This window comes from Streptomyces sp. NPDC059247, assembly GCF_042754005.1.
GTDB lineage: Bacteria > Actinomycetota > Actinomycetes > Streptomycetales > Streptomycetaceae > Streptomyces.
Genome location: NZ_JBHYZW010000018.1, coordinates 22801 through 38308 on the forward strand (window position 1 = coordinate 22801; position 15508 = coordinate 38308).

General features: G+C 69.4%; 18 protein-coding genes, 4 tRNA genes and 1 pseudogene. 6 read left to right on the plus strand and 17 right to left on the minus strand.

Going from position 1 to position 15508, the window contains the following annotated elements:
- Window positions 1-54: 54 nt before the first annotated feature.
- From rplJ to ACFXGN_RS26045, 7 genes are all read right to left on the minus strand, one after another.
- Window positions 55-585 carry a 50S ribosomal protein L10 gene (rplJ, locus tag ACFXGN_RS26015; protein WP_024755372.1) on the minus strand — a complete coding sequence of 177 codons (531 nt, stop codon included), beginning with the start codon at window positions 583-585 and terminating at the stop codon, window positions 55-57.
- A gap of 247 nt (window positions 586-832) precedes the next feature.
- A complete protein-coding gene (locus tag ACFXGN_RS26020; protein WP_384863697.1) occupies window positions 833-1738 on the minus strand; it encodes a hypothetical protein in 906 nt (301 codons plus the stop codon).
- Window positions 1739-1855: 117 nt separating this feature from the next.
- Entirely contained in the window at window positions 1856-2584 is a 729-nt protein-coding gene (gene rplA, locus ACFXGN_RS26025; RefSeq protein WP_384863700.1) for a 50S ribosomal protein L1, read from the minus strand.
- 85 nt (window positions 2585-2669) lie between these two features.
- On the minus strand, window positions 2670-3104 hold the full coding sequence (gene rplK, locus ACFXGN_RS26030) for a 50S ribosomal protein L11 (protein ID WP_266895354.1): 435 nt from the start codon (window positions 3102-3104) through the stop codon (window positions 2670-2672).
- A gap of 159 nt (window positions 3105-3263) precedes the next feature.
- On the minus strand, window positions 3264-4214 hold the full coding sequence (nusG, locus tag ACFXGN_RS26035) for a transcription termination/antitermination protein NusG (RefSeq protein ID WP_384863703.1): 951 nt from the start codon (window positions 4212-4214) through the stop codon (window positions 3264-3266).
- A gap of 44 nt (window positions 4215-4258) precedes the next feature.
- Window positions 4259-4546: a preprotein translocase subunit SecE gene (secE, locus tag ACFXGN_RS26040; RefSeq protein WP_366439670.1), complete on the minus strand. Its 288-nt coding sequence runs from the start codon at window positions 4544-4546 to the stop codon at window positions 4259-4261.
- A 103-nt stretch (window positions 4547-4649) separates the two neighbouring features.
- A tRNA-Trp gene (locus ACFXGN_RS26045) sits at window positions 4650-4722 on the minus strand.
- A gap of 206 nt (window positions 4723-4928) precedes the next feature.
- Here ACFXGN_RS26045 and ACFXGN_RS26050 point away from each other — a divergent pair.
- The gene (locus ACFXGN_RS26050) at window positions 4929-6155 is read left to right on the plus strand and encodes a pyridoxal phosphate-dependent aminotransferase (RefSeq protein WP_384863706.1); all 1227 of its coding nucleotides are present in this window, start codon (window positions 4929-4931) and stop codon (window positions 6153-6155) included.
- A gap of 131 nt (window positions 6156-6286) precedes the next feature.
- Entirely contained in the window at window positions 6287-7309 is a 1023-nt protein-coding gene (locus tag ACFXGN_RS26055) for an adenosine deaminase (protein WP_384863708.1), read from the plus strand.
- 25 nt (window positions 7310-7334) lie between these two features.
- On the opposite strand, the gene ACFXGN_RS26060 is transcribed toward ACFXGN_RS26055, so the two are convergent.
- From ACFXGN_RS26060 to ACFXGN_RS26085, 6 genes are all read right to left on the minus strand, one after another.
- Window positions 7335-8393: a UDP-N-acetylmuramate dehydrogenase gene (locus tag ACFXGN_RS26060; RefSeq protein ID WP_384863710.1), complete on the minus strand. Its 1059-nt coding sequence runs from the start codon at window positions 8391-8393 to the stop codon at window positions 7335-7337.
- A gap of 75 nt (window positions 8394-8468) precedes the next feature.
- Window positions 8469-8897 (minus strand): MaoC family dehydratase, encoded by a 429-nt coding sequence (locus tag ACFXGN_RS26065; RefSeq protein WP_384863713.1) that lies wholly within the window; start codon window positions 8895-8897, stop codon window positions 8469-8471.
- Between the two features lie 2 nt (window positions 8898-8899).
- Window positions 8900-9352, minus strand: coding sequence for a MaoC family dehydratase N-terminal domain-containing protein (locus ACFXGN_RS26070; protein WP_384863716.1), 453 nt, complete (start codon window positions 9350-9352; stop codon window positions 8900-8902).
- A gap of 81 nt (window positions 9353-9433) precedes the next feature.
- A complete protein-coding gene (rpmG, locus tag ACFXGN_RS26075) occupies window positions 9434-9598 on the minus strand; it encodes a 50S ribosomal protein L33 (protein WP_006604855.1) in 165 nt (54 codons plus the stop codon).
- Window positions 9599-9687: 89 nt separating this feature from the next.
- Window positions 9688-9760, minus strand: a tRNA-Met gene (locus ACFXGN_RS26080).
- Window positions 9761-9804: 44 nt separating this feature from the next.
- A tRNA-Thr gene (locus tag ACFXGN_RS26085) sits at window positions 9805-9877 on the minus strand.
- Between the two features lie 217 nt (window positions 9878-10094).
- Here ACFXGN_RS26085 and ACFXGN_RS26090 point away from each other — a divergent pair.
- Window positions 10095-11375, plus strand: a complete 1281-nt coding sequence (locus ACFXGN_RS26090; protein WP_384863719.1) for an amidohydrolase family protein — start codon at window positions 10095-10097, stop codon at window positions 11373-11375.
- A gap of 2 nt (window positions 11376-11377) precedes the next feature.
- Window positions 11378-12034, plus strand: a complete 657-nt coding sequence (locus tag ACFXGN_RS26095; protein WP_384863721.1) for an SDR family oxidoreductase — start codon at window positions 11378-11380, stop codon at window positions 12032-12034.
- 85 nt (window positions 12035-12119) lie between these two features.
- On the opposite strand, the gene ACFXGN_RS26100 is transcribed toward ACFXGN_RS26095, so the two are convergent.
- A tRNA-Tyr gene (locus tag ACFXGN_RS26100) sits at window positions 12120-12201 on the minus strand.
- Window positions 12202-12374: 173 nt separating this feature from the next.
- On the opposite strand from ACFXGN_RS26100, the gene ACFXGN_RS26105 reads away from it, so the two are divergent.
- Entirely contained in the window at window positions 12375-12866 is a 492-nt protein-coding gene (locus ACFXGN_RS26105) for a YajQ family cyclic di-GMP-binding protein (RefSeq protein ID WP_351792955.1), read from the plus strand.
- 28 nt (window positions 12867-12894) lie between these two features.
- Here ACFXGN_RS26105 and ACFXGN_RS26110 read toward each other — a convergent pair whose 3' ends face one another.
- The 3 genes and pseudogenes from ACFXGN_RS26110 to ACFXGN_RS26120 all read right to left on the minus strand — a co-directional run.
- Window positions 12895-13122, minus strand: a complete 228-nt coding sequence (locus tag ACFXGN_RS26110) for a hypothetical protein (RefSeq protein ID WP_384863724.1) — start codon at window positions 13120-13122, stop codon at window positions 12895-12897.
- 77 nt (window positions 13123-13199) lie between these two features.
- On the minus strand, window positions 13200-13601 hold the full coding sequence (locus tag ACFXGN_RS26115; RefSeq protein ID WP_384863920.1) for a hypothetical protein: 402 nt from the start codon (window positions 13599-13601) through the stop codon (window positions 13200-13202).
- A gap of 112 nt (window positions 13602-13713) precedes the next feature.
- Window positions 13714-14145 (minus strand): annotated as a pseudogene (locus ACFXGN_RS26120) (site-specific integrase); the annotation flags it as partial.
- A gap of 423 nt (window positions 14146-14568) precedes the next feature.
- Between ACFXGN_RS26120 and ACFXGN_RS26125 the strand changes: the two are divergent.
- Entirely contained in the window at window positions 14569-15327 is a 759-nt protein-coding gene (locus ACFXGN_RS26125; protein ID WP_384863726.1) for an HNH endonuclease, read from the plus strand.
- Window positions 15328-15508 lie beyond the last annotated feature (181 nt).

Sequence of the window (15508 nt, forward strand, 5' to 3'; positions counted from 1 at the left end):
AACGGCCCGCTGCGACCCGCGCGCTAGGCGGCGCGGATCAATGCGCGAGCCGAATTACTCGGCACCGCCCTGCTCGGCGAGCTTGACGCGAAGCGCTTCCGCGGTGCGGACGAACTTCGACGGCAGCGCCTGGAAGAGCGAGGCAGCCTGGGACTGCTTGCCCTTGAACGCGCCGGCCAGCTTGCTGAGCAGAACCTCGCGGGACTCGAGGTCCGCGAGCTTCTTGATCTCATCGGCGGTCAGCGCCTTACCGTCAAGGACACCGCCCTTGATGATGAGGTTCGGGTTTTCCTTGGCGAAGTCACGAAGACCCTTCGCCGACTCCACCGGGTCACCGGTGATGAAGGCAGCGCCCGTCGGACCGGTGAACTGGTCGTCGAGCGAGGTGATCCCGGCCTCGTTGGCCGCAATCTTGGTCAGCGTGTTCTTCACCACGGCGTACTGGGCGTTCTCACCGAGCGAACGACGCAGCGTCTTGAGCTGCGCCACGGTGAGACCCCGGTACTCGGTCAGCACGACGGCGCTCGAGCTCTGGAACTTGTCCTTGAGCTCGGCTACCGCGGCAGCCTTGTCGGGCCTTGCCATGAGCGTCGGCCTCCTTCCGGGTGATGGGACCGCGCGGAAGGGACTGAACAAAACAAAACGCCCCGGCGCAGGCGCACGGGGCTCAGCTCGACCGAATCACGAGGAGTCGGGAACTCTTCCACAGTCACCTGCGCGGGTCGTTCGCGTCTCAGCGAATCCTTCGGCCACCGCACCTTGACGGAGCGGCGACGACCAGCGGTCTTTGGCTTCTGTGGAAGCGTACGCGACCGGATCGGTCCAGGGCAAATCAGCCCTGGCCGAGGCCCTTCAGCATCTCGAAGAGGTCCACGGTGTCCTTGGCCGGCGGGGCCTGGACGGTGGCCTCGGCGCCGTAGTCGGAGTAGCGCATCCCCATCTTCACGGTGCCCTGCTCCATCTTCATGCCGAGGTCCATCCGGACCGGGTAGCCGTCCCCGTTGACCCAGATCTGGGTGTCGTACGCCTTGATCCCGGCCTTCTTGACCCCGTCGACCAGCTCGGTGCGCTCCTTCTCGGAGAGCACGTCGAGGTTCTTGTTGGCGGCGACCATCTGCTCCAGGGTCAGCGTGCCCTTGTAGTGCTGGGTGTCGACGCCGTCGATCTTCTCGGGGCCGACGTGCTTGAGGTCGGGCGACTCCAGGAGCAGGGCGAGCTGCTTGGCCGGGTCCTGGTTCATGTTCTCCAGGCCGCCGGTCATCGACTTGCCCGCGGCCTGGCCGCCCGCGGCCTCCGCGACCGCCTTCATGTCCAGCTTCATCCAGCGCTTGCCGTCCATCTCGGCGGCCTGCGCGGCACCCATGTCCATGTACATGGCGTTGTCGAGCATGACCATGCGCATCTGCTCGGGGGCGCCGGGGCCTCCGGCCGAGAGCATCGAGCCCTTGACAGTGATGTCCATCACCGCGGGGTCCCAGCCCTGGACGCCGGTCATCTCCATGGTGCCGCCGCCTTCGAGGGCCGCGGGCATCTCCATGGTCATCTTGATCTTCGCCGACTTGGCGGCCGCGGTCTTCGTGTACGCGGCCTGGATGACCTTCGTGACGTCTTCCTGGCTCTGCGCCTTGGCGGGTGCCTCGGCGGCCTTGTCGCCCCCGTCCTGGCATCCGGCGAGGCCCGTCACGACGGCGGCGGCCGTCAGGGTGATGCCCGCGCGCTTCCACATGGCCTTGTTCATCTGTGTGCCCGCCCCTTGGTCAAAGGTCTTTGCGATTCTTTTAACCGTAGCAAAGAGTCGGCCCCCCACCTCCGAGGAGGTGGGGGGCCGACTGACCACTCAGTGAGCCTGTGGGGCTCAGACCGCGGCCGGGTCCTCCTCGACGAGGAGGTTGCGGGTGCGGTTGGAGTCCAGCGGGATGCCGGGGCCCATCGTCGTCGCGAGGGTCGCCTTCTTGATGTAGCGGCCCTTCGCGGCGGACGGCTTCAGACGGAGGATCTCCTCCAGGGCCGCGGCGTAGTTCTCGACCAGCTTCGTCTCGTCGAAGGAGACCTTGCCGATGATGAAGTGCAGGTTCGAGTGCTTGTCGACGCGGAACTCGATCTTGCCGCCCTTGATCTCGTTGACGGCCTTCGCCACGTCGGGGGTGACGGTGCCGACCTTGGGGTTCGGCATGAGACCACGCGGGCCGAGGACGCGGCCGAGGCGGCCGACCTTGCCCATGAGGTCCGGGGTGGCCACCACGGCGTCGAACTCGTTCAGGCGGTTGCCCTTGGAGATCTCGTCGATGAGCTCGTCGGAGCCGACGATGTCGGCGCCGGCGGCGATCGCGGCCTCGGCACGGTCACCGGTCGCGAAGACCAGGACCCGGGCGGTCTTGCCGGTGCCGTGCGGAAGGTTCACGGTGCCGCGGACCATCTGGTCGGCCTTGCGCGGGTCGACACCCAGGCGGAAGGCGACCTCGACGGTGCCGTCGAACTTCGTGGTGGCGGTGTCCTTGGCGATGCGGACGGCCTCGAGGGGCGCGTAGTTCCGCTCGCGGTCGACCTTGGCGTCCGCGGAGCGGAGAGCCTTGCTGCGCTTCACTTCTTCTCCTGTTGGTTCAGGTGTGGAGTCGTGGTGCGGGCCAGCGCCGGCCCTACCACTGAGGTCAAACGGGGAGCTGAGGTGATCAGCCCTCGACCGTGATGCCCATGGAGCGGGCGGTGCCAGCGATGATCTTGGACGCGGCGTCCAGGTCGTTGGCGTTCAGGTCGGGGAGCTTCACCGTGGCGATCTCGCGGACCTGGGCGGCCGTCAGCTTGGCGACCTTGGTCTTGTGCGGCTCGCCGGAGCCCTTGTCCACACCAGCGGCCTTGAGGATCAGCCTGGCGGCCGGCGGAGTCTTCGTGACGAAGGTGAAGGAACGGTCGTCGTAGACCGTGATCTCCACCGGCACGACCATGCCACGCTGCGACTCGGTCGCGGCGTTGTAGGCCTTGCAGAACTCCATGATGTTGACGCCGTGCTGACCGAGCGCGGGGCCGACCGGCGGGGCCGGGTTGGCCGCACCGGCGTTGATCTGGAGCTTGATAAGCCCCGTGACCTTCTTCTTCTTGGGAGGCATTGCTCTCTCCGGGTCCTAGTGAGAGTGTTCAGCCCGCCATCCGGTCATCCGGACGGAGGCATACCGCACAACGATAACGGGTATACACGCGCGGCTAAAAACCGAGCAGGTCAGAGCGGCTGCGAGAGCTGCTCTGACCTGGTCGGAAACTTGTGTGGATCAGTTCTTCTGGATCTGGTCGAAGCTGAGCTCGACCGGGGTCTCGCGACCGAAGATCTCGACCAGGCCCTTGACCTTCTTCGAGTCGGGGTTGATCTCGTTGATGGTCGCCTGGAGGGTGGCGAAGGGGCCGTCGGTGACGGTGACCGAGTCGCCGACCTCGAAGTCCAGGACCTGCACCTGGAGCTTGCGGGCCGGAGCCGGCTTGCCCTCGGCCTCGGCCGCCTCGCGGGCGGCCTTCTCCTCGGCCTCCGGGGCGAGCATCTTGACGATCTCGTCCAGGGTCAGCGGGTACGGGTCGTACGCGTTGCCCACGAAGCCGGTGACACCGGGGGTGTTGCGGACGACGCCCCACGACTCGTTCGTCAGGTCCATGCGGACGAGGACGTAGCCGGGGAGCTTGTTCTGCTTGACGTTCTTCCGCTCGCCGCCCTTGATCTGGACGATCTCTTCCTCGGGCACCTCGGCCTGGTAGATGAAGTCCTCGACGTTGAGCGAGACGGCGCGCTGCTCCAGGTTGGCCTTGACGCGCTTCTCGTAGCCCGCGTAGGTGTGGATGACGTACCACTCGCCGGGCAGGGTGCGCAGCTCCTCGCGGAGCGCGGCGACCGGGTCGACCGGAGCGGCCGGCTCGGCCTCCTCCTCGGTCTCTTCCTCGGAGTCGACAGCCTCTTCTTCGGCTTCTTCGGCGTCCTCGGCCTCGACGTCCTCGGAGTCGACAGCCTCTTCCTCGGCCTCGACGGTCTCGTCCTCGTCGCCCTCGGCGACCTCGACGTCCTCGTCGGTGTCCTGCTCGTCCTCGTCCTCGACGGGGAGAGCGGCGCCCTCGGCGTCCTCGCCTGCGATGTCGTCCGCAGCGTCCGCCTGGTCCTCCTCGGCGGCCTCGACGATGTCCAGCTCGTCCTCGACGGGCGCGGACTCGGAGGCGTCGTTCAGGTTCGCGTCAGACACGGTGGCTGCTTCTTCCTGCGATACAGATGGGGTGGAACAAGAAGTCAGCCGAAGATGTACTTGACTGCTTCCTGGAAGCCATAGTCAATCACGGTGACGAGGCCAATCATGATGACGACGAAGACGATCACCACGGTCGTGTACGTCGACAGCTGGCTGCGCGTGGGCCAGACGACCTTGCGGAGTTCCGCGACGATCTGTCGGTAGAAGAGCGCGAGACGGCCCAGGGGGCCCTTCTTGCCGCGCTTGCCGCCCTTGCGGGACTTCTTCGTCGACTCGGCGTTCTCGTCATCGGCATCAGGCATGTCGATGGAGCCTACGGCGTCCGTCACGATCTCTCACCTGATTCCGGGTCGGCCGTGCCGCGCCCGGGTGGAGCCGCACGACGGTGCAATGAAGTACGTACATGCGCACAACACCTGGCGGTGTGTGTAGCAGGGCCGGAGGGACTTGAACCCCCAACCGCCGGTTTTGGAGACCGGTGCTCTACCAATTGAGCTACGACCCTTTGTTGGTGCCCCCAACCTACCGCATCGTGAGATGTGATCGGTCCGGGCCAACGAGCAGTGAGCATACGTGCTCGGAGGGCCCCGCGTCGAACAGGAACCGCGACCGACCTGCCGCGGGGCGCGCGTACGACCGGTAATGCCCGCTCCTGTCCGGTCCGTGAAACCTGTGTGCCGGGGCCTGAGCCGGTCTGGGACCATGGGCCGTATGAGCGCTGCTACCCCTCCCACCGAGCGTCGGGTCTCCGCCCGCATCGGTGCGATCTCCGAGTCCGCCACCCTCGCCGTCGACGCCAAGGCCAAGGCCCTCAAGGCCGCCGGGCGCCCGGTGATCGGCTTCGGCGCCGGTGAGCCCGACTTCCCGACCCCGGACTACATCGTCGACGCGGCCGTCGAGGCCTGCAAGAACCCGAAGTACCACCGCTACACGCCGGCGGGCGGGCTGCCCGAGCTGAAGGCCGCCATCGCCGCCAAGACGCTGCGCGACTCCGGCTACGAGGTCGACGCCTCCCAGGTCCTGGTGACCAACGGCGGCAAGCAGGCGATCTACGAGGCGTTCGCGGCGATCCTCGACCCGGGCGACGAGGTCATCGTCCCGGCGCCGTACTGGACGACGTACCCGGAGTCGATCCGGCTCGCGGGCGGTGTCCCGGTCGAGGTCGTGGCCGACGAGACCACCGGCTACCGCGTCTCGGTGGAGCAGCTGGAGGCGGCCCGCACGGAGCGGACCAAGGTGGTCCTCTTCGTGTCGCCGTCGAACCCGACCGGCGCGGTCTACAGCGAGGCGGACGCCGAGGCGATCGGCCGCTGGGCCGTCGAGCACGGCCTGTGGGTCCTCACCGATGAGATCTACGAGCACCTGGTCTACGGCGACGCGAAGTTCACCTCGCTCCCGGCGATCGTCCCCGAGCTGCGCGACAAGTGCATCGTGGTCAACGGTGTGGCGAAGACGTACGCGATGACCGGCTGGCGCGTCGGGTGGATCGTGGGCCCGAAGGACGTCGTGAAGGCCGCGGCGAACCTGCAGTCGCACGCCACCTCCAACGTGAGCAATGTCGCGCAGGTCGCCGCGCTCGCCGCCGTCTCGGGGAACCTGGACGCCGTCGCGGAGATGCGGGCCGCCTTCGACCGGCGCCGTCAGACGATCGTGCGGATGCTGAACGACATCGAGGGCGTGTACTGCCCGACGCCGGAGGGCGCGTTCTACGCGTACCCGTCGGTGAAGGCGCTGCTCGGCAAGGAGATCCGCGGCAAGCGCCCCGAGACCTCGGTCGAGCTGGCGGCCCTGATCCTGGACGAGGCCGAGGTCGCGGTCGTCCCGGGCGAGGCCTTCGGCACCCCCGGCTATCTGCGTCTGTCGTACGCGCTGGGCGACGAGGACCTGGTGGAGGGCGTGTCCCGGCTGCAGAAGCTGCTGGCCGAGGCGACCGACTGAGTCAGGTCCGCCGAACGACGGCTCCGACGGGCCCCGGTTCTCCGGAACCGGGGCCCGTTTTTGCGTTCTAGCGAGGTCCCGATCGGGGAAACGGGGTGTTCTCGTCCGTTCGGGTGCGGCAGGATCGGCCGATGGAGCATGTCTACCGCGATCTCAGCACCCTGCCCAAGGCCCATCTGCACCTGCACTTCACCGGTTCGATGCGGCCCTCGACCCTGCTCGAACTGGCCGACAAGTACGGGGTGAGCCTCCCCGAGGCGCTCAGGAGCGGTACGCCTCCGAAGCTGCGGGCGACCGACGAACGGGGCTGGTTCCGCTTCCAGCGCCTCTACGACATCGCGCGCTCCTGTCTGCGCTCCCCGGAGGACATCCAGCGGCTGGTGCGCGAGGCGGCCCAGGAGGACGTCAGGGACGGCTCGGGGTGGCTGGAGATCCAGGTCGACCCGACGTCGTACGCCCCTCATCTCGGCGGGCTCATTCCGGCTCTGGAGGTCATCCTCGACGCGGTCGACGCGGCCTCGCGGGAGACGGGCCTGGGGATGCGGGTCCTGGTGGCGGCGAACCGGATGAAGCACCCCCTGGAGGCGCGGACGCTGGCCCGGCTCGCGGTGCGGTTCGCGGACCGGGGCGTGGTCGGCTTCGGGCTCTCCAACGACGAGCGGCGGGGCCTGGCGCGGGACTTCGACCGGGCCTTCGCCATCGCGCGGGACGGCGGGCTGCTCGCGGCCCCGCACGGCGGGGAGCTGACGGGACCGGCGTCGGTACGGGACTGCCTGGACGATCTGCGGGCGGCCCGGATCGGTCACGGGGTGCGGTCGGCGGAGGACCCCAGGCTGCTGCGGAAGCTCGCGGAGCGGGGGGTGACCTGCGAGGTCTGTCCGTCGTCGAACGTGGCGCTCGGGGTGTACGAGAAGCACGAGGACGTGCCCCTGCGGACGCTCTTCGAGGCGGGGGTGCCGATGGCGCTGGGCGCGGACGACCCGCTGCTCTTCGGTTCGCGGCTCGCGGCGCAGTACGAGATCGCCCGGCGGCACCACGGTTTCACCGACGAGGAGCTGGCGGAGCTGGCCCGGCAGTCGGTGCGGGGCTCTGCGGCCCCTCAGGACGTACGGGCGAAGCTGCTCGCGGGGATCGACGACTGGATCGCGGCCTGACCCCCGGGAGCCCGGGCCGCGTCCCCTAGAGGCTGACGCCCACGGTGACGGGCTCGTTGACCAGGGTGATCCCGAAGGCGTCCCTGACCCCGGCGACGACCTCGCGGGCGAGCGCGAGCAGGTCCTCGGTGGTCGCCGCGCCCCGGTTGGTGAGCGCGAGCGTGTGCTTGGTGGAGATCCTGGCGGGCCCGGTGCCGTACCCCTTGGTGAATCCGGCCCGGTCGATCAGCCAGGCGGCGGAGGTCTTCACCGCGCCGTCCGGGCCCGCCGGGTAGGCGGGCGGGGTGACGTCCGCGCCGAGCCGCCCGGCCACGCGGGTGAGGAACGTCTCGTACTCCTCCGCCGTGAGGACCGGGTTGGTGAAGAAGGACCCGGCCGACCAGGTGTCGTGGTCCTCCGGGTCCAGGACCATGCCCTTCCCCGCGCGCAGGGCGAGGACGGTCTCGCGGGCCTTCGCCAGCGGCACCCGGTCCCCCGCCTCCACGCCGAGGGCGCGGGCGGTCTCCGGGTACTTGAGGGGTGCGGACATCCCGTCCGCGTCCTCCAGCTCGAAGCGGACCCGCAGCACCACGTACCGCTCGGGGTGCTCCTTGAAGACGCTGTGCCGGTACGAGAAGGCGCACTCGGCGTTGCCGAGGGTGACGGTCTCCCCGGTGCGCCGGTCGTACGCGACGACCTCGGTCACGGTGGCGGAGACGTCCTGCCCGTAGGCGCCGACGTTCTGGATCGGGGTGGCGCCCGCCGAGCCGGGGATGCCCGCCAGGCACTCGATCCCGGCCAGTCCGGCTTCGACGGTCCGGGCGACGGCGTCCGTCCAGACCTCACCGGCGGCGAGTTCGAGCCGGGTGCCGTCCAGGGTGAAGCCGGTGGTGGCGACGCGCAGCGCGGTGCCGGCGAAGCCCGCGTCCCCGATGACGAGGTTGGAGCCGCCGCCGACGACCAGGAGCGGCGTCCCGGCCTCGTCGGCCTCGCGGACGGCCGCGACCACCTCGTCGTCCGTGGTGGCGGTGACGAGCCGGGCGGCGGGCCCGCCGAGCCGGAAGGTGGTCAGGGGGGCGAGGGGGGCGTCGTCGAGGAGCTGCACGGGCTCAAGGTTACGCCCCGGGGCCGGGTCACCTACTGATCCAGTAGGTGACCCGGCCCCGGGAGGACCTGACCGTCAGGCGAGCCGGACCACGGCCCGGCTCATGCCCAGGACCTTCTGACCGGCGCAGGTCGCGGTGAGGTCGACGCGGACCCGCCGGTCGTCCAGCTTGGCGGCGACCTTGGCCGCGACCTCGATCACGGCGCCGGTCCCGTCGTCGGGGACCACGACCGGCTTGGTGAAGCGGACGCCGTACTCGACGACGGCGGCGGGGTCACCGGCCCAGTCGGTGACGACCCGGACCGCCTCGGCCATGGTGAACATGCCGTGGGCGATGACGTCGGGGAGGCCGACCTCCACCGCGAACTTCTCGTTCCAGTGGATGGGGTTGAAGTCGCCGGAGGCCCCGGCGTACTGGACGAGCGTGGCGCGCGTCACGGGGAAGGTGCCCGAGGGCAGCTCGGTGCCGACCTCGACCTCGTCGTAGGCGATCTTCGCGGTCATGGTCAGGCCCCCTCGGGTGCGCGGGACACGAGCTTGGTCCAGGCGGTCACGACGTGTTCGCCGGAGGCGTCGTGGACCTCGCCGCGGATGTCCACGATGTCGTTGCCCGCGAGGGACTTGATCGCCTCGATGGTGGAGGTGACCGAGAGCCGGTCCCCGGCGCGGACGGGCCGGGTGTAGGCGAACTTCTGGTCCCCGTGCACGACGCGGCTGTAGTCCAGGCCGAGCTGCGGGTCCTCGACGACCGCTCCGGCCGCCTTGAACGTGATGGAGAACACGAAGGTGGGCGGGGCGATCACGTCGGGGTGCCCGAGCGCCCCGGCCGCCTCGGGGTCGGTGTACGCGGGATGCGCGTCGCCGATCGCCTCGGCGAACTCGCGGATCTTCTCGCGGCCGACCTCGTAGGGCGCGGTGGGCGGATAGGTCCGGCCCACGAAGGACTGGTCGAGCGCCATGGGCTCGTACCTCCTGGATCTGTTGCCGACAAACGACACGAGGCCGCCCCCGGATGGGGACGGCCTCGTGTACGAGCCTGGTTAGCGCGTCTCGCGGTGCGCCGTGTGAGAGTTGCAGCGAGGGCAGTGCTTCTTCATCTCCAGTCGGTCCGGGTCGTTACGCCGGTTCTTCTTGGTGATGTAGTTCCGCTCCTTGCACTCCACGCAGGCCAGCGTGATCTTCGGGCGGACGTCGGTGGCAGCCACGTGAGTGCTCCTTGGACGGACGGTGGGACGGATGAACGCATAAAAGGGTAGCCGATCGAAGGACCGACCCCGCAATCGGCTACCGTGTGTAGCGGTGACCGGACTTGAACCGGTGACACAGCGATTATGAGCCGCTTGCTCTACCGACTGAGCTACACCGCTTTGATGATCCGGATCCCGCCCGAAAGCGGAATCCCTCTCACCAGAGCCCCAATACGGAATCGAACCGTAGACCTTCTCCTTACCATGGAGACGCTCTACCGACTGAGCTATTGGGGCGAGCGAGGAAGACATTACACGGTCTGCGGCCCATCACCCAAATCCGTTTCCCGGTACCCCTACGGGGGTCCCCACCAGGGCGTCCTCAGGTGTCTCGTACGCCACTCGTGGCCTCATCGGTACGACTATTGCGTTCCTCCCCGAAGGTCGGTCCGGGCGCCCCTAGGCTCGGGCCCACGCTGCGTGATCTTGATCTTGAGGAGCCTTGAGGAGCCCGATGTCAGCCGACAGCAAGCAGCCCCAGCCGCCGCCCGAGGACGGTGCCACCACCGCCGACACGACCTCGCTCCTGCTCTCCCACGCCCGGCTCACCGACGGACGGACCGTCGACGTCCGCATGGCCGGCGGTCGCATCGAGGCCGTCGGCACCGCCGGGAGCCTCACCGCCGTCGGAGCCCGGGTCGACCTCACCGGCTATCTGCTGCTGCCCGCCGCCGCCGAACCGCACGCCCACGCCGACACCGCCCTCTCCGCCGACTCCCCCGGCCCCGTCTCGTACGCCCCCGACGAGGTGCAGCGGCGGGCCACCGAGGCGGCGCTGCTCCAGCTCGGCCACGGGGCGACCGCGCTGCGCGCGCACGTGCGGACCGGGGACGTGCAGGGGCTCGGGCCGCTCAAGGCGGTGCTCCAGGCCCGGCGCTCGCTGCGCGGGCTCGTGGACCTGACCGCCGTGGCCGTGCCCCGGCTGCTCACCGGGGTGGCGGGCGCGGACGGCCTGGCGATGCTGCGGGACGCGGTGAAGATGGGCGCGGGCGTGGTCGGCGGCTGCCCGGACCTCGACCCCGACCCTTCCGGGTACGTGGAGGCGGTCCTCGACGTGGCCGCCGAGCACGGTGTCCCGGTGGACCTGCACACGGACGGCGGGGACCCGGCGCGCCTCGCGCGGCTCGCGGCGATGGCCGGGGGGCTGCGGCCCGGGGTGGCGATCGGGCCGGGCGCGGGGCTCGGACGGCTGCCGCTGGAGGCGGCGCGGCGGGCGGCCGACGGGCTCGCGGCGGCGGGGGTGGCGGTGGTGTGCCTGCCGCAGGGCGGCTGTGGGAACACCGAGCGGCGCGGGGTGGCCCCGGTGCGGCTGCTCCGGGCGGCGGGGGTGCGGGTCGCGGCGGGCAGCGGGGCGCTGCGGGACGTGGCGAACCCGGTGGGGCGGGGCGATCCGCTGGAGGCGGCGTATCTGCTGGCCTCGCTCGGGGGGCTGCGGGCGGAGGAGGCGTACGGGGCGGTGAGCACGGAGGCGCGGGCGGTGATGGGGCTGCCGGAGGTGCGGGTGGAGGCCGGTTTCCCGGCGGAGCTGGTGGCGGTGCGGGGCGGGCGCCTCTCGGGGGTGCTGTCGCTGGCGTACAGCCGGATCGTGGTGCACCGGGGGCGGGTGGTGGCGCGGACGAGCGCGGTGCGGGAGTACTGCGACTCGGCGGCGGCGCTCGACCTGCCGAGGCAGGCGCGGCCGGAGCGTCCGCCGGAGCCGGGGAGCCCTCCGGCCGGTCCCGTCGTACGGTCGTGAGTATGCGCATCGTCATCGCTGGAGGACACGGACGGATCGCCCTGCGACTGGAGAGGCTGCTCTCGGCCGCCGGGCACGAACCCGTGGGGCTCGTCCGCAGACCGGAACAGGCGGAGGACCTGCGGGAGGCGGGTGCGGAGCCCGTGGTGCTGGACCTGGAGTCGGCGTCGGTCGCGGAGGTCGCGGAGGCGCTGCGGGGCGCGGACGCGGCGGTCTTCGCGGCGGGCGCGGGGCCGGGCAGCGGGGCGGACCGCAAGGACACGGTGGACCGGGCGGCGGCGGTGCTGTTCGCCGACGCGGCGGAGCGGGCGGGGGTGCGGCGGTTCGTCGTGGTCTCGTCGATGGGGGCGGACGCGGGGCATCCGGGGGACGAGGTCTTCGACGCGTACCTGCGGGCGAAGGGCGCGGCGGACGACGAGATCAGGTCGCGCCCGGCGCTGGACTGGACGGTCCTGCGGCCGGGGGCGCTGACGGACGACGCGGGGAAGGGCACGGTCCGGCTGGGCGCCGCGACGGGCCGGGGTCCGGTGCCCCGGGACGACGTGGCGGCGACGATCGCCGAACTCCTGGAGACCCCCGCGACGGCGGGTCTGACCCTGGAACTGGTCGCGGGTTCGACGCCGCTGTCGGTCGCGGTGAAGGACGTGGCGGGCAACTGAACCGGGCCCCGGGAAGGGGTCGGCGGGAAGGGCCGCCGGAAACGAGTGAAGGTCCCCGGTGCGAACACCGGGGACCTTCTTCACGTGGCGACGCCAGGATTCGAACCTGGGTAGGCTAAGCCGACGGATTTACAGTCCGCTCCCATTGGCCACTCGGGCACATCGCCATGAGATCGCTGCCGTGGAGCCCCGCTCTGCTGCGGTGTTCTGTGGCAACGACGTAAACGATACCTGATCCCCGGGGGTGCTCCGCCACCGGATTGATCAGCGGTTCCGGCCCCGGCTCACCCCCTAGGCTTTGGGCTGTATCCCCCAGCATCCGAGCAAGGAGCCACTAGTCATGGCCGACTCCAGTTTCGACATCGTGTCCAAGGTCGAGCGGCAGGAGGTCGACAACGCCCTCAACCAGGCCGTGAAGGAGATCTCGCAGCGTTACGACTTCAAGGGCACGAACGCCTCGATCTCCTGGTCGGGCGAGAAGATCCTCATGCAGGCGAGCGGCGAGGAGCGCGTTCTCGCGATCCTCGACATCTTCCAGTCCAAGCTGATCAAGCGCGGGATCTCCCTCAAGTCGCTGGACGTCGAGGGCGACCCGCAGCTGTCCGGCAAGGAGTACAAGCTCTTCGCCTCCGTCCAGGAGGGCATCTCCCAGGAGAACGCCAAGAAGGTCGCGAAGGTCGTCCGGGACGAGGGCCCCAAGGGCGTCAAGGCACAGGTGCAGGGCGACGAACTGCGCGTCAGCTCGAAGAGCCGGGACGACCTGCAGGCCGTCCAGGCACTGCTCAAGGGCAAGGACTTCGACTTCGCGATCCAGTTCGTGAACTACCGCTGAGCAGAGCCTCTGACCTGCTGAAACTTCGCTAGGCCAGCTTGACAGGGCACAACGGGGGCACATCGCCGAGGACTGCCTCGACGGCTGCCCGCGTTGCGTCCTCGTCGTCGGGCCAGAGATGCGTGTACGTGTCGAGCGTGATCGACGGCTTCGAGTGCCCAACCAGCGCTGAACCGTCCTTCACGCTCTCCCGGTGCTTGATCAGCGCCGAGGCATAGCAGTGGCGCAGGTCATGCGTACTCCCGCCGTCCGGCACCTGGACGAGGGTGGGGTCCTCCCCCGTCGGCGGGCCTCGCTGGACCCATGCCGCGTACGCATCGCCGTGCGCCTTCGTCAGTGCCTTTTCGCCCTGATCTCCATGCGCCCCCGGACGTGCGCCCAGTTCGCACGCTTGATTACGTCGGTCCGGCCGCTCGTGAACAGCAACTGCACCTTGCGGCGGCGCGGTTTGCGCGGGTCGGTCCGGTCCTCAATCTCGACCAGTGCGGCCGGGTACTGCTGAAGATGCGCGGCGAGCGCGTCGACGGCCGAGCCAACCAGCGGCACGGTTCGACAGCTCTCGTGCGTCTTGGGCTCACCGAGGTACGACTCGGGGGTCTCCTCGCGGTCACCCTTGTCGGACGTGACGAGCTGCTGCCGAACGACCACCTCGCGGCGCAGGAAGTCGGCGCAGTCCGTTTCCATCCCGAACACCTCGCCCTGCCGCAGTCCCGAGGCCGCGGCGAGCAGGATCATGGCGCGGTATCTCTCGGGGCGCCGCCTCGATCAGCGCGCGCATCGCGTCGGGGTGCAGGGGCATGATCTCCGCCCTGCGCACCTCCGGGATCTTGGCGCCCGAACAGGGGTTGAGCGCGATGATCCGGTCCCGTACGGCCGTGTACATCACGGTGCCGAGGTAGGCGTACGTCGTACGGAGCGTGGACGGCGCAACGACCTGCGACCGGTCCTTGCCCCACGCCTGTACCTCTGAGGGCCGGATGCTCATGATCGGACGGTCACCGAAGGTCGGGTAGATGTGGAGCCTCAGCGCCCTCTCGACACGGGAGGCAGTGCCGTCGCGGTGAACGGCCGAGGTCCGCCAGCGCTCGGCAACAGCCCGGAAGCTCTCCTTGCCGGCTGTCGAGTCGACGTACAGGCCGCGGGCGAGGTCGGCCTCGATGGTCGCGGCGCGAACGTCCGCCTGGCTGCGCCTGGCGAAGTTCTCCTTGTACTGCTTCCCGCTGACATCACGCCAACGGACCTGCCAGCGCTTGCCCTTGCCGTGGTCGGCGCCGGGCATCAGGGTGCGAGTCTTGCTGCTGTGCTCGGCACACGGCTCCCCGGTCTTCGGCGGACGGGACAGGTGCCAGCGGTCGTAGACCTCAGCCAGGGGCGGACTCCGCCCCTGGCGTCTCCGTCTTCACGTACCACTCGTACAGCCCCGAGTACGGATCCTGCTGGTTGGTCTGCTCGCGCCTTAAGACGGAGACGACCAGTGCTGTTGCAGCTACGGATCATCAGTGCACTCTTCTGGGACTCTCTGTGATCCTTGAAGACGTCGCGCCCTCGGCTCGTGAACACAACTGGGCTCAGCGCTAGAAGAGCACCACCAGACACGCCCGAGCCATATACGCATGGGCCGTGAAGCGCCCTTCTCTTCGGCCGGAGGGAAGGTCTCGCCGTGCCCGGTCGCGCTGTCCGTGGCGCCTACTACGCTTCCCGCATGGCCACGAACCGCACCAAGGTGCCTCGCCCGTTAGCCCGGCAGCTCTTCGTCGAGGTCGGCCACCGGTGCGCGATACCGACGTGCCGCGCGACCCCTCTGGAGATCGCGCACATCGTGCCCTGGCACCGCGTCCAGAGGCACGATTTCCACAACATGATCGTCCTATGCCCGAACTGCCACACCCGCTTCGATCGCGGAGACGTCGACCGCCAGGCCATGTTCCACTACAAGGAGCTGCTACGGCTCTCGGACCCCAACCGCGTGGCGCCCGAGGATCCTTCCCCGAGAGCCGGTCTCATCCGGGCGTACCGGCTGTTCCAGAACGAGATGACCGGGTGGCACAAGTCCATCTCCGATCTGGTCTCGGCAGTCGGGTTCTCCTCCGCCGGCTTCCCGACCGGCAATGCGGCGATGTGCCTCCGCGCTGCGTCCGTCGCCCGCGTGGCCACCGACAAGCTGGGAGAACTAGGGGATGAGGGCGTCGCCGAGGCGGCGAACTACGTCTTCGACTGGTACCGAAGCTGGGCAGACGACGTGTTCGACCTCAAACTTTCCGCCTTCAGCGGGAGCAGCAGGGACGACTACGAGGACTGGAAGACGGAGAGGTTCATGGCCTTCGTCATGCTTCATGAGGAGGTCTGCGCGGCGCTGGACCTGGACCCCACGGAGCTGGACTTCTTCGAGGCTGAGAAAGACGACCAGGAGCTTCCCAAAGTCCCCCTCGGAACCCGTGGCCTCTGGGGTACGGATGAGTGACCGCGCGGGACGCGTCGTTCCTGGGACGTTCAGGGGCGTGTCCGAAGGCCGCCGGTCGACGAGAGGCGGGGCTCACACTGAAGCGAGGGACGACATCACAGTGAACGCGTACGTCACCAGCCCCATGGACGAGATGCATATTGTCGAACAGCTCGCCGAAAGGCCCTGCCGTGCTGAGCTC

What these genes read in the sequence shown, in the direction of transcription:
- ACFXGN_RS26090 (WP_384863719.1), top strand. Translation starts at nt 10,095, where the DNA reads ATGTCAGCCGACAGCAAGCAGCCCCAGCCGCCGCCCGAGGACGGTGCC.
- ACFXGN_RS26105 (WP_351792955.1), top strand. Translation starts at nt 12,375, where the DNA reads ATGGCCGACTCCAGTTTCGACATCGTGTCCAAGGTCGAGCGGCAGGAG.
- ACFXGN_RS26050 (WP_384863706.1), top strand. Translation starts at nt 4,929, where the DNA reads ATGAGCGCTGCTACCCCTCCCACCGAGCGTCGGGTCTCCGCCCGCATC.
- ACFXGN_RS26115 (WP_384863920.1), bottom strand. Translation starts at nt 13,601, where the DNA reads ATGATCCTGCTCGCCGCGGCCTCGGGACTGCGGCAGGGCGAGGTGTTC.
- rplJ (WP_024755372.1), bottom strand. Translation starts at nt 585, where the DNA reads ATGGCAAGGCCCGACAAGGCTGCCGCGGTAGCCGAGCTCAAGGACAAG.
- rplK (WP_266895354.1), bottom strand. Translation starts at nt 3,104, where the DNA reads ATGCCTCCCAAGAAGAAGAAGGTCACGGGGCTTATCAAGCTCCAGATC.
- ACFXGN_RS26055 (WP_384863708.1), top strand. Translation starts at nt 6,287, where the DNA reads ATGGAGCATGTCTACCGCGATCTCAGCACCCTGCCCAAGGCCCATCTG.
- ACFXGN_RS26125 (WP_384863726.1), top strand. Translation starts at nt 14,569, where the DNA reads ATGGCCACGAACCGCACCAAGGTGCCTCGCCCGTTAGCCCGGCAGCTC.
- ACFXGN_RS26070 (WP_384863716.1), bottom strand. Translation starts at nt 9,352, where the DNA reads ATGGCGCTCGACCAGTCCTTCGTGGGCCGGACCTATCCGCCCACCGCG.
- ACFXGN_RS26020 (WP_384863697.1), bottom strand. Translation starts at nt 1,738, where the DNA reads ATGAACAAGGCCATGTGGAAGCGCGCGGGCATCACCCTGACGGCCGCC.
- ACFXGN_RS26065 (WP_384863713.1), bottom strand. Translation starts at nt 8,897, where the DNA reads ATGACCGCGAAGATCGCCTACGACGAGGTCGAGGTCGGCACCGAGCTG.
- ACFXGN_RS26095 (WP_384863721.1), top strand. Translation starts at nt 11,378, where the DNA reads ATGCGCATCGTCATCGCTGGAGGACACGGACGGATCGCCCTGCGACTG.